Source organism: Ammoniphilus resinae (assembly GCF_017873965.1).
GTDB lineage: Bacteria > Bacillota > Bacilli > Aneurinibacillales > RAOX-1 > Ammoniphilus_A > Ammoniphilus_A resinae.
Window position 1 is genome coordinate 449,088 of record NZ_JAGGKT010000001.1, and the last position, 12,276, is coordinate 461,363.

Below are 12,276 nucleotides of genomic sequence, written 5' to 3' on the forward strand. Positions count from 1 at the left end.
CAAAAGAATGCATCTTTCGTTCATAAGTAAATTAAGGTAGAATAACAGAAAGCCGTTGAGTGGAATGGGGTGAAGTGTTTGATTAAGACATATTTTTATAATCACTCAGAACAGCAAATGTACCATGATATGGATCTTGACCAAATAGACCAATTTCTAAAATCTCCTGAAGATCTGTTATGGATTGATCTCTATGATGTGGGAAACGACGAGCTGCATTATATTTCCAACATCTTTAACTTTCATCCGCTCGCGATCGAAGACTGCTTGCATATTAGCCCTCGGGCAAAGGTGGACAATTATGATGATTATTATTTCTTCGTCTTTCACGCCCTTCGATATAACGAGGAAAGCGATAATGAAATTACAACTGTCGAACTGAACGTATTCTTAGGGCCAAATTATATTGTCACCATTCATAAAAGCCCGATGCCAGCGGTGGGGAGAATTGCAGCAGCAAGTTTGCGTGGAAAAGGATACATGAATAGAGGTCCGGATTATTTGTTATATCATATTGTGGATGGGATAACGGACGAATACTTTCCAATTCTTGACCGTATTAGTGTACGGATCGATGAACTCGAAGATGAAATTTATGACCACGAAGTGGAAGAAATTACAGAGGAATTTCTAGCGCTAAAAAGGACAATTATTTTGATTAGAAGGGTGATTCTGCCACAAAAAAGAATCTTCGCGAACTTGAATGGCAGGCTTTCGTTTGAGATTAGAGAGGAAAATATTCCCTTTTATATTGACCTTGTAGACCATTTGGAGCGAATCGTCGATTCAACGGAGACATTTCGAGATTTGGTCAATGGTACAATGGATACATACTATTCAATTGTCAGTGCAAAAACTGCGGAAATTATGCGAGTCCTAACCATTATATCGACCATTATGATGCCGCTCACGTTTATAACTGGATTCTTTGGAATGAACGTAGGTCTACCTATGGAAAATAAAGCCTGGGCTGCAGGTGCGATAAGCGCTTTTATGTTGCTTATCACCACCTTTATGCTGTATATCTTTAAAAAACGGCGATGGATGTAGTTGGAATGAGGGTCTTCACATAGTTAAGCACAAATTGTTTAGACTAATGAGCAGAATCATCAATTTGCTCCACAACGTTTAGGTTTTGGAGCAGCGGATAAGGGAGAATTCCATGGAATGGGTCATCCTATTACTGCGAACTTTGTTTTTCTACACCTTAGTTGTTCTTGTGATGAAGGCATTTACTTACGAAAGTAAAATCAGATTGGTGGATCTAATGGTGGCATTTATGATTGCCCTACTTTCCGTTGTAGCCATTGTTAGACCAAGTGCCCCATTAATGATTTATTTAACGCCGATCCTTCTTTTGACGACCGTCCATCTTTTTTCAAGACTTTTGTTTCGAGAGCGGGAAAAAGTCCCAATCCATCCAATTCCAAAAGCAATGCCCATTTCCAGGAGCCAAAGTTTTGCCGATGTAGAAATGGGGATGCTTGACCCGTTGCCGAGTCAAGCGCCACCACCAAGACTGCCTTTACCGTTAATTTTGGACGGCAAAGTTCTGGACCATAATCTTGAGAGATTAGGGAAAACCAGATTTTGGCTTAAAAACGAAGTTCAAGAATTCGGAGTTAGCCGTTTTAAAGAGGTCTCTTATTGCAGTATTGACCAACAAGGCAGAATGTATCTTGATCGTAAAAAAAGTTAGCGAAGACGAATAAAGGGGGACAGGATTTTCCCAATGAATGGTATCCTTTGGATATCCTGTCTGCCCAACACCTTAAACCATACCAGCAAGAACAGATAAACCAATAAACAACCGCTAGAGGCCACACTAATATTCAATGCATCCGTTAAATTTTCTTCGCCCCACTTATAAAGCTGAATTCCACACCAACCCATCAAGCCCATTGCAAGAGCCACTTTTATAAAATCCATTATCTTAATTGTGAAGCCCGTTAATTTTACAATGCTAAAGAAATGGAGTAAGGTGACCACGACAATTCCCATACTAATAGAAAGGGTAATCCCTGTTGGTCCAATTTCCGGTTGGGTAGCTAGTATATAAATAGCGACGGTTTTTAGAATAGCACCATAGATAGAATTTTTCATTGCTACCTGGGCGTAATCTAACCCTTGTAATGCCGCAGCGAGTGGTCCTTGGAAATAAAGCAAAAGGCAAAAAGGCACCATGATTTTCATGATTTGTCCAACTTCTGCTGAGCCATATATAAGTAAGCCAAGCGGCTCGGCAAAGATATACAGAATAACGGTAAAGGGGGCCCCAATAACGAGCGCAATGCGAAGGGATTGGCCGATGCGCCGATGGACCATTCGCCAATTTTTTTGAGCATGCGCTTCTGCAACAGCAGGAACTAAGGTCACAGCCAACGAATAAGTAAAGAAAGTTGGAAAGGTTAATAAGGGCATAGCCATCCCCTGTAACTGACCATAGTAGCTCGTTGCGGCTGCCGTTGCTAAACCGGCAAGTGCTAGGCTTTGAGCGACGATAATCGGTTCGATCCAGAAGGTAAAGGATCCGATCAATCTGCCTGCTGTGACAGGAAGGGCAATGCGCATTAATCCTTTCCACGTTTCGACATGGGTACGGATGACCTTTAAGGAGTTTGCACCATACCAGATTTTTTTTAGCTTAGCCTTTCTAAAATGATAAACAAGACTTAGCATACCTACAAATTCACCAATAACAATTCCAACCATGGCAGCTGCTGCCGCATATTCTATTCCCATTGGGAGAAAATGTTGGGCTAGAAATAGGACAGTAAAAATCCGGATAATTTGTTCGATCATTTGTGAACTTGCCGTTGGAATCATATTTTGCTTTCCCTGAAAATACCCCCGAATAATGGAAGATATGGCTACGATCGGAACGATCGGTGCGATGCCCACGAGCGCATAATAGGCGCGTTGATCTGTAAGAAGATACTTGGAAATAATCGGGGCTCCGAAAATCATAGCTGTAGTGAAGATAACACTTAAAATGCAGACAAGGAGTAAAGAGATTTTCAGGATGATTTTTATTTTTTCAGGTTTTCTTTGTGCATGGGCCTCTGCCACCAGTTTTGAGATGGCAATGGGCAGTCCAAACTGGGTAATTGTAATCACTAGGTACATCGTTGGAACAGCCATTTGATACAATCCCATGCCTTCCGCCCCGATGATTCGTGAAAGAAAAATTCGATTGATAAATCCCAGAAGCTTCGTCAGAAGCCCTGCTCCAACTAAAATCAATGTGCCCTTAAAGAAGGTCTGCTTCGTCATCAATTACTAACCTCTTTCCTGTTAAATACTGCTGATTTGTTTTAGAAATGGAAGAAGCTGGACTACCCTAATCCATTCTTATGCATGGACGGGAAGGACAAGACCAATATAATCGTGGAAAAGAGTGATCAGATGGAAGCGAATGAAGCAATAACCTTGGAAGAATTGCGTACCGAGATGCGTTCGGTATGCCAAAGTAAGGCAGAAGAATTTCATCTCCTTGGATATGAACATGTAACTGCTGATGAAATTTGGGATTGTGTTGCAAGCCGTTATAAAAATGCTGTCCCAGCCTTGCATCAGCTAGTCAATGACATCCTCTCCCTAAAGGCTACTGTATTTATGAATTGGATGACCATGCGGATTTACCGCGGTGAATTTGAGTAATGGAAAGCTTCCTCTAAATTGGAAGCTTTTTTGATCTTTCTGGTGAATTGACATGAAATTTATACGATGCGTATAATAGAAACATTGGAGAAAGGGCCCCATCTGCTCAAGAGGGGACTAATTTGTTGCAGGCGACGTTTCTTTATCAGTTTTGAAAATGATCATAGAGATGGACAAGCTTTATCAAAGGAGGAGCTGGCAGTATATGATTAAGTGGAGCCGAATATGGGCTTTTTCATTAATTGTTATCTTAATGTTTGGTGTGATCGGTTACACGGGCCTTGGGGTAGCGAAAGGAATTACCCTCGGTTTAGACTTGCAGGGTGGTTTCGAGATACTTTACGAAGTAAAACCTGTTCATGAAGGGGAAAAATTAGACAAGGGTACGCTAACGGATACCGTTTCTGCATTGAACCGACGCGTTAACGTCATCGGGGTTTCTGAACCAGATATTCAGGTGGAGGGAACTGACCGAATTCGTGTAAAACTAGCTGGTGTGACGAATCAGGAGCAAGCCAGAAAGCTATTGGGTGAACCAGCTCGATTATCCTTCCTGGACCCGAATGGGAAAGAACTTTTGACCGGGGATGATTTGGCTAAAAATGGTGCTTCTGTGCAATATGATGAATTAAGACGTCCATATATTGCTTTAAAACTAAAGGATGCTGATAAATTTAAGCAGATTACTGAAACTTATCTGCAACAACCAATTAGCATTGCCTTAGACGAAAAGATCCTTACAAGCCCTGTTGTACAAAGCGTTATTTCAGGGGGAACTGCATCGATTACAGGTAATTATACGGTGGATGAAGCTACCGAATTAGCAGGGATTTTAAATGCAGGTGCACTTCCTGTAGAAATGAAGGAGATCTATTCTAATAGCGTGGGTGCTGCTTTAGGTGCCGAATCTTTGCAAAAGGGGATTTATGCCAGTTTCATTGGGATTGCTTTAATCTTCCTGTTTATGCTTCTGTACTATCGCTGGCCAGGTGTTATTGCTATCATTACATTGGTTGTCTTTATGTATTTAACCCTACTTGTCTTGAATTGGATGCATGCTACATTAACCCTGCCGGGGATCGCCGCCTTTATCTTGACGGTCGGGATGGCGGTTGATGCGAATATTATTACTTATGAAAGAATTAAAGAGGAGCTGCGATCTGGAAAAACCTTGCTATCAGCTGTGCGTGCTGGACAAAGGCGCTCCTTATCAACAATTATTGATGCGAACTTAACAACCATCATTGCAGGTATCGTTTTGTTCTATTTCGGGACAAGTTCTGTTCAAGGATTTGCTGTTACTTTGATGGTCGGGATTATTTTGACGCTTCTTACCAATGTTTTTGGGACTCGTTTGCTCTTAGCAATCTGGGTTCGCTCTAATGCTTTGCGCAAACCGTGGTATTATGGCGTGAAGGAGAGTGAAATAGGTGAACTTTAATCCGAAGACATGGAATTATGTCTCACATAGAAAACAATTCTTTTTATTATCCGGGGTTCTCCAGATCATCGGGATATTAGGCTTACTTTTCTTAGGTTTTAATCTTGGGGTAGACTTCCAAAGCGGAACTCGCCTGGACATCGCGATTGGCAAGCCATTTACAGAAGCTGAAGTGGCAGCCGAATTAAAACAGCTGAATCTTGAACCCGGAAGCATCGTAACTGCTGGTGACAACGGTGAACGCGCAGCGGTCCGGTTCACAGAGCCTCTTAACAAGGAGCAAATTGCGAGTGTCAAGAATTCCTTCACGAAAAAGTATGGGGATCAGGTGGACATTCAAGAAAGTACAGTTGACCCGGTTGTCAGCCGCGAACTCGCGAAGAATGCCATGTATGCCTTGATATGGGCATCTATCGGGATTGTCATCTATGTTACCGTTCGTTTTGAGTATCGCTTTGCGATTGCGGGGATCATTGCCCTGCTTCACGATGCAATAGGTGTCATATCGATCTTTTCGATTTTCCAGATTGAGGTGGATCTTCCCTTCATCGCGGCAATTCTAACCATTGTGGGTTATTCGATCAATGATACCATCGTTACATTTGACCGGATACGAGAAAACATGAAGCTTCATAAAGTAAAGCGTAAGGCCGATTTGGAATATGTCGTTAACCTGAGTATCCAAGAAACGATTACGCGTTCCATCAATACGGTTATTACCGTTCTAATGGCCTCAGCAGCATTGCTTATTTTTGGCGGGGAGAGCATTCGAACCTTCTCCCTTGCCCTAACAATTGGATTGTTTATCGGTATGTATTCCTCCATCTTTATTGCCAGCCAGATCTGGTTGGAGTGGAAAGCGAAGGAATTTGCCGGAAATCGCATCACACCTACAAATAATGAAGCTTCATAAAGAGCAAACTATGAAAACCGCGGGATGCACCCGCGGTTTTCGTATAGCGAGAAGAATTTCTGGGTGGGGTGACTTTTTTTATGAAGGAAGAAAGATTTCAAAAGGCAGAATTTGCGGCCTGGCTTGGTATCATCGGAAATATTGCTTTGGCTGCAATCAAAGGAATTATCGGCATGGTTGCGAACAGTAAAGCATTAATAGCTGATGCTGTCCATTCCGCATCAGACGTAATTGGTTCATTCGCTGTCCTGATCGGATTAAAAGCTGCCCAAAAACCTCCAGATGAAGATCATCCCTACGGACATGGAAAGGCAGAATCGATAGCAGCGATTATTGTCTCCATTCTTTTATTTATTGTTGGTCTGGAAGTCGGATACAGCTCTTTGAAGTCATTTTTCTTGCCGCTCGAAGCCCCTGGCATGATTGCGATTTATGCTGCGTTTGGTTCTATCGTGGTCAAAGAGATGCTTTTTCGCTACAAGTACAGTCTGGGTAAGAAATTAAACAGCCAGGCCCTGATTGCGAATGCTTGGGAGCATCGATCAGACGTCTATTCTTCATTTGCTGCATTGGTTGGAATTGGCGGAGCTATCCTCGGCGGATGGCTAAATTCACCCTTTTTATTGTACCTGGATCCCTTAGCAGGACTTGCCGTCTCGATTCTTGTTTTGAAAATGGCTTACAATATTATGAAGGAATCCATTCATAACACATTGGATCGTGTGATCGATAGGGAAAATGCTAAAGAGCTAGTAGAATCCGTTGAACGGGTAGAAGGTGTGATGAAGGTTAATAGCTTATTGGCACGTGAGAATGGGCACTATGTTATCGTTGATGTGAAAATTGGGGTGCAACCAGATATTACGGTGGAGGCTGGCCATGCTATAGGAAAAGAAGTGAAAATGCGTCTAATGAGCGATTATAGCCATGTGCATGACGTTATGGTGCATGTTAACCCCTATAATGGCCAATTCCCTGAACAGCATACAGAGATTATCCAATAAAGGAAATAGTTGTTTGAATCTTTTTCGTTTAGTAAAATTGAGTCAGCCCAAGTTTAGGAGGAAATAAAATCATGGACTACAAACCATACATTAGAATTATCGAAAACTTCCCTAAGGAAGGAATACGATTTAAAGATATTACAACCTTATTGAAGGATGGCAATACATATAAGCAGGCAATAGATGAGATTGCAGAATATGCGAAACAAATGCAGATAGACATCATTGCCGGGCCAGAGGCAAGAGGATTTGTTATTGGGGCACCATTGGCCTATTCGCTTGGAAAGGGGTTCGCTCCCGTCAGGAAAGAGGGAAAGCTACCAAGTGAAGTCATATCCGCAGATTATGATTTGGAATATGGAAAAGACCGTCTTTCTATGCACAAGGATGCAATTCAGCCAGGGCAGCGGGTTTTAATTGCTGATGATTTGCTCGCGACTGGCGGGACGATCTCTACGACGATTAAATTAGTTGAAGAATTAGGTGGTGTGATCGTCGGTGCTGCCTTTTTAATTGAATTAACTTACCTCAATGGACGTGATAAGATGAAGGGGATCGATGTGTTTTCCTTGGTGAAGTATTAGAGGGAGACTGACCGTGTCGTCGATTCAAGAAGTATTAACCGGAAAATTTCCGGTTATTGTTGGAAGTAAATTGAGTAGAATATCCACCTTTCCAAGTTTAACCTGAAAAGATCCGCTTATTTAAGAATAAACTTTCCATTTAGATCAATTAAGTGGAATCTTTTACTTATTTAAGCGGCTCTTTATGAACTGTCCTTCATCCACTAATGCCTAAACCTTCCTGCCCCCTCATATTTCACCACTCGCCGCTTTACTTTCTGTAAATTTTCTATGATAATGAATAGAATAATACACTTATGGAGTAGAGAGATAGACCAGAGAAATGAAAGGTGAAAGAAATGACTGTGGATACCGCTGCTATTGAACAGGCTTCAATTAATGCCATAAGCAAAGCCAAAAAATATCTTCCCGAAAAGGACATAGATTTACTCGAACGCGCCTATGCTTTGGCAAGAGAAGCTCACGAGGGGCAGATCCGGAAATCTGGAGCACCCTACATCATTCATCCGATTGCAGTAGCAGAGATTCTTCTTAATATGCAAATGGATGCGGTTACGGTAGCTGCAGCTTTTTTACATGACGTTGTAGAGGATACTCCCATAACACTAGAAGAGCTAAGAAAACAGTTTGGCGACGAGGTAGCGAAACTAGTGGACGGCGTGACGAAGCTGGGGAGAATTAAATATAAATCAAAAGAAGAACAACAGGCCGAAAATCACCGAAAGATGTTTGTGGCCATGGCCCAGGATATACGTGTTATTCTGATTAAACTTGCAGATCGGCTGCATAATATGCGGACGCTTAAACACCTTCCGGAAGAGAAGCAAAGAAGAATTGCCAATGAAACACTGGAAATCTTTGCCCCATTGGCCCATCGTCTGGGGATCGCATCAATTAAATGGGAAATGGAAGATATTGCTCTTCGTTACATCAATCCGCAGCAATATTACCGAATCGTCAATTTAATGCAGAAAAAACGGACGGAACGTGAGAAGCATGTTGAACAGGTGATTCAGGAAATTGATGAGAAACTTGGTGAATTGCAAATTTCTGCCGATATTTCTGGACGACCGAAACATTTATACAGTATCTATCGAAAGATGACTCAACAAAATAAAGAATTCAACGAAATCTATGATCTTCTTGCCGTGCGTGTCATCGTAAGCGATATTCGGGATTGCTATGCTGTTTTAGGTGTAATACACACACTTTGGAAACCAATGCCTGGTCGTTTTAAGGATTATATTGCGATGCCCAAGGCTAATATGTACCAGTCCCTTCATACGACAGTTATTGGACCGAACGGCGAACCGTTGGAAGTGCAAATCCGTACGTATGAGATGCATCGTATTGCCGAGTACGGGATTGCCGCCCACTGGGCCTATAAGGAAGGGAAAACCACGGCCAACGAAACATTTGAGGATAAGCTTTCCTGGTTCCGGGAAATCCTTGATATGCAGGATGATGCAAAGGACGCTCAAGAGTTTATGGAATCCTTAAAAATGGATCTTTTCTCTGATGTGGTTTTTGTATTCACCCCGAAAGGAGATGTCATCGAACTTCCGAATGGTTCCGGTCCTTTGGATTTTGCCTATAAAATTCACTCGGAAGTGGGTAATCGATGTATTGGTGCAAAGGTAAACAGCAAGATTGTCGCTCTTGATCATTCGCTTAAAACGGGAGATATTGTTGAAGTCTTAACCTCCAAACACAGCTATGGTCCTAGCAGGGATTGGTTAAAAATTGCAAAGTCTTCGCAGGCTCGCAATAAAATAAAGGCATGGTTTAAAAAGGAAAAACGCGAAGAAAACGTTCTTAAAGGGAGAGAATCCGTCGAGAATGAATTAAAGAAACTCGGATTTGATCCGAAGGAAGCTTTAACTGCAGAAAATATTGCTGATGCAGCCGGAAAGTATAATTTTTCAAATGAAGAAGATATGTATGCAGCTGTAGGCTATGGTGGGATTACAGCAGCCCAGATTGCTGGCAAGTTAACAGAAAAGCTGAGAAGGTTGCGCGATGAAAAACTTCTGCCTGAAATCAAAACGGACTTTAAGCAGGATTTTGCTAAACGCAAATCTCCTACACAGGGGGTCTCGGTTAAGGGCATTGATAATTTACTGGTTCGTTTTTCAAGATGCTGCACACCGATTCCAGGGGATGAAATTGTTGGCTTCATTACCAGAGGCCGTGGAATATCTGTGCATCGTCAGAATTGCCCCAACATATACCAAGAGGATGAAAAAGATCGACTTATTTCCGTCGAATGGGAAAGCCAATGCATACAGCAATTTGATGTGGAAATTGAAGTGACAGGACATGATCGTAATGGATTGCTTAATGAAGTGATCAATACGGTCGCAGATATGAAAACAAATATTGTGGCTGTAGCCGGCAAGACAGATAAATATAAAATGGCGAAAATCAATATGACGATTGCCATTGAAAATACGAATCACCTGCATAAAGTGGTGGAAAGGCTGAAAAGAATTAAAGATGTCTATTCCGTAAGAAGAGTTTTAAACACGTAGGGGAGAAATCATGAAAGTAGTTATTCAACGGAGTCTAAAAGCTTCAGTCGAGGTAGAAGGGAAGCTTGTCGGTCAGATCGATCGTGGGTTGGTACTTCTAGTGGGCATCACGCATGAAGATACGGAAGAAGACGTTACGTTTATCGCAGAAAAAGTGGCAAACCTAAGGATCTTTGAAGATGAACAGGGAAAAATGAATCACTCTGTTTTGGAGGTGGGGGGAAGTTTGCTTTCCGTTTCGCAATTCACCTTGTACGGGGATTGTCGAAAGGGGAGGCGCCCCAGTTTTGTTTCAGCAGCCAAACCGGATCACGCTATGCCGTTATACGAACTATTTAATGAAAAACTGCGCGATCGTGGGTTGCGTGTGGAAACAGGCACCTTTGGTGCAGATATGAAGGTTCAATTAATTAACGATGGGCCTGTGACATTGATATTGGAAAGTTGATATAAGAGGGACCCTACTGGGTCCCTCTTATTACTTATCCTTAAAATATCGTATAACCCCTTGAAAAATCCCCTCTGCTGCGTTTCTTTGGTATTCCTTTGTATTTAACTGAATTTCTTCCTGATAATTTGTCAGAAATCCCAATTCACAGAGGACAGCTAGCTGGGGATTTTCCCTTAAGACAAAATAATCTCCGAAGCGTGCATTTAAATCCGTCAATCCGGTGTGTTTCACGAGAGATTCCTGGATTTGCTCGGCTAGTTTTTTATCTTCTCCATCGCTGTAAAAATAGGTGATAAGCCCGTTCACCCGATAATTTTCACTGGTGTTATGATGAAGGCTAATAAATACATCGGCTTGATGAATGATCGAGGCATCGACACGGCTCTGTAAGGAAAGCTTTCGGTCATCCTGGCGCGTTAAGATGACTTTTGCCCCAGCTTCCTTTAAGTGATTGGTAAGAAGCTGGCTTACTTCAAGGTTGATGATTTTTTCCAGTGTTCCCAAATGGGGGCCAATAGCCCCGCTGTCAGAACCTCCATGACCGGGATCAATGATAATTGTTTTTCCTTTTAACAGATCTCCAATTTCTTTTCTTGAAACATTGGGAAGTCCTTCTGCAGCTACAATCCACCCAGCAACAAAAGCGGTTTCTTGAGTGGTCAGACGAATTTTAAACCAATCCCCTACTTGTTCAAGGACGGGGAATCGTTCTCCCTCTTGGGCAATATGGACGACTGGAAAAGAGGTGTCTGCACCTGAACGAATGTTTGTGCCGGTGCTTAAAATTTTTATAAAGCCCTGTGAAGAAGTATGCACTTGGGAATTAGAATCCTTGTCCTTTTTTACAAGCCAACCCGCGACCCATCCTGAGGAGTCTTCTGAAAATTTAATCTTAATCCAATCCCCCTGCTCTTCCAATGCCAAATAGGATTTTTCTTGTGACAGCTGGGCAACAGTGGAAAAGGATGTACTTGGACCGGATCTCACGTTCAGAGCTTCAATCGTTGGAGAAATCTTGTAGAGTGCTGTGTTGTTCTTTTCCTCAGCTTCAACCTGTATTTCGACCAACCAGGAAGCAACCCACCCTTTTTTCCCCTGATCAAAGATAATTTCGATCCAATCGTCCCTCATGTCTGATATCTGGTAGGATTCTCCCTGATGCACTTCACCAACAATTGGGTAGTTTAATCCCGGCTCTTCACGGACATTCAAAGTGCTCACAGTGACGGAAGCCGTTTGCTTTCCCTCAGAAGAGACGGTCAGCATAGGCAGGGTCGGAGAAAATAAAAAAACAAGAATGAAGAGGATCGGAATCCACATACGAAAGAACGGAAGTTGCGGCAATTGTGACAATCCTTTCCTGCTCAAAATTATTTAAGAACTACACTTCGCTAAATAACAAAGGATCTCCTTTAAGATCATAAAAAAAGCTGGAAAATGGGAATAATGGAGGAGATAAGGATACTGCTGTGACGAAAGGAGTTTACCTATGAGGCAGAATAAAAAGGAAATCCAATCCCAAAGAACCATATCAATAGGTTTAACCACCGATTTTCAGGATTATACGTGTGAGGAAAGCAACGTGGATGTTTTTATGGCCAAGAATATCCCAAATAGAACGGGACAGGAGATGAGCAGAATGTTGGGAGAAAACCGTTCGTGGAACTAAGTTGAACGGTTAACAGGGTGGAA

10 protein-coding genes and 1 pseudogene are annotated in these 12,276 nt (G+C 42.2%); 9 read left to right on the forward strand and 2 right to left on the reverse strand.

Annotation, left to right across the window (positions count from 1 at the left end; all coding sequences use genetic code 11):
- Positions 1-78 precede the first annotated feature (78 nt).
- Together corA and J2Z37_RS02115 are read left to right on the forward strand one after the other, a co-directional pair.
- Positions 79-1,050, forward strand: coding sequence for a magnesium/cobalt transporter CorA (gene corA / locus J2Z37_RS02110; protein WP_209808420.1), 972 nt, complete (start codon positions 79-81; stop codon positions 1,048-1,050).
- Between the two features lie 112 nt (positions 1,051-1,162).
- Positions 1,163-1,699, forward strand: coding sequence for a YetF domain-containing protein (locus tag J2Z37_RS02115; RefSeq protein WP_209808422.1), 537 nt, complete (start codon positions 1,163-1,165; stop codon positions 1,697-1,699).
- Here J2Z37_RS02115 and spoVB read toward each other — a convergent pair.
- Positions 1,696-3,273 (reverse strand): stage V sporulation protein B, encoded by a 1,578-nt coding sequence (gene spoVB, locus J2Z37_RS02120; RefSeq protein WP_209808899.1) that lies wholly within the window; start codon positions 3,271-3,273, stop codon positions 1,696-1,698. The genes J2Z37_RS02115 and spoVB overlap by 4 nt on opposite strands.
- Before the next feature lie 84 nt (positions 3,274-3,357).
- On the opposite strand from spoVB, the gene J2Z37_RS02125 reads away from it, so the two are divergent.
- From J2Z37_RS02125 to dtd, 6 genes and pseudogenes are all read left to right on the forward strand, one after another.
- Positions 3,358-3,660, forward strand: a complete 303-nt coding sequence (locus J2Z37_RS02125) for a post-transcriptional regulator (protein ID WP_425340300.1) — start codon at positions 3,358-3,360, stop codon at positions 3,658-3,660.
- Positions 3,661-3,865: 205 nt separating this feature from the next.
- Positions 3,866-6,014 (forward strand): annotated as a pseudogene (gene secD, locus J2Z37_RS26085) (protein translocase subunit SecD).
- An 80-nt stretch (positions 6,015-6,094) separates the two neighbouring features.
- On the forward strand, positions 6,095-7,018 hold the full coding sequence (locus tag J2Z37_RS02135) for a cation diffusion facilitator family transporter (protein WP_209808424.1): 924 nt from the start codon (positions 6,095-6,097) through the stop codon (positions 7,016-7,018).
- 71 nt (positions 7,019-7,089) lie between these two features.
- Complete coding sequence (locus J2Z37_RS02140; protein ID WP_209808426.1) at positions 7,090-7,602, forward strand: adenine phosphoribosyltransferase; 513 nt, start codon at positions 7,090-7,092, stop codon at positions 7,600-7,602.
- A 338-nt stretch (positions 7,603-7,940) separates the two neighbouring features.
- Entirely contained in the window at positions 7,941-10,133 is a 2,193-nt protein-coding gene (locus J2Z37_RS02145) for a RelA/SpoT family protein (RefSeq protein ID WP_209808428.1), read from the forward strand.
- A gap of 10 nt (positions 10,134-10,143) precedes the next feature.
- Positions 10,144-10,581 (forward strand): D-aminoacyl-tRNA deacylase, encoded by a 438-nt coding sequence (gene dtd / locus J2Z37_RS02150; RefSeq protein ID WP_209808430.1) that lies wholly within the window; start codon positions 10,144-10,146, stop codon positions 10,579-10,581.
- A gap of 30 nt (positions 10,582-10,611) precedes the next feature.
- Here the strand turns inward: dtd and J2Z37_RS02155 are convergent, their stop codons facing one another.
- The gene (locus tag J2Z37_RS02155; RefSeq protein WP_209808432.1) at positions 10,612-11,937 is read right to left on the reverse strand and encodes an N-acetylmuramoyl-L-alanine amidase family protein; all 1,326 of its coding nucleotides are present in this window, start codon (positions 11,935-11,937) and stop codon (positions 10,612-10,614) included.
- A 136-nt stretch (positions 11,938-12,073) separates the two neighbouring features.
- Between J2Z37_RS02155 and J2Z37_RS02160 the strand changes: the two genes are divergently transcribed.
- Entirely contained in the window at positions 12,074-12,253 is a 180-nt protein-coding gene (locus J2Z37_RS02160) for a hypothetical protein (RefSeq protein WP_209808434.1), read from the forward strand.
- Positions 12,254-12,276: the final 23 nt, after the last annotated feature.

Excerpts from the sequence above, each read along its gene's own strand:
- dtd (WP_209808430.1), top strand. The coding sequence starts at position 10,144 with ATGAAAGTAGTTATTCAACGGAGTCTAAAAGCTTCAGTCGAGGTAGAA.
- J2Z37_RS02115 (WP_209808422.1), top strand. The coding sequence starts at position 1,163 with ATGGAATGGGTCATCCTATTACTGCGAACTTTGTTTTTCTACACCTTA.
- J2Z37_RS02140 (WP_209808426.1), top strand. The coding sequence starts at position 7,090 with ATGGACTACAAACCATACATTAGAATTATCGAAAACTTCCCTAAGGAA.
- spoVB (WP_209808899.1), bottom strand. The coding sequence starts at position 3,273 with ATGACGAAGCAGACCTTCTTTAAGGGCACATTGATTTTAGTTGGAGCA.
- J2Z37_RS02160 (WP_209808434.1), top strand. The coding sequence starts at position 12,074 with ATGAGGCAGAATAAAAAGGAAATCCAATCCCAAAGAACCATATCAATA.
- J2Z37_RS02145 (WP_209808428.1), top strand. The coding sequence starts at position 7,941 with ATGACTGTGGATACCGCTGCTATTGAACAGGCTTCAATTAATGCCATA.
- J2Z37_RS02135 (WP_209808424.1), top strand. The coding sequence starts at position 6,095 with ATGAAGGAAGAAAGATTTCAAAAGGCAGAATTTGCGGCCTGGCTTGGT.
- J2Z37_RS02125 (WP_425340300.1), top strand. The coding sequence starts at position 3,358 with ATGGACGGGAAGGACAAGACCAATATAATCGTGGAAAAGAGTGATCAG.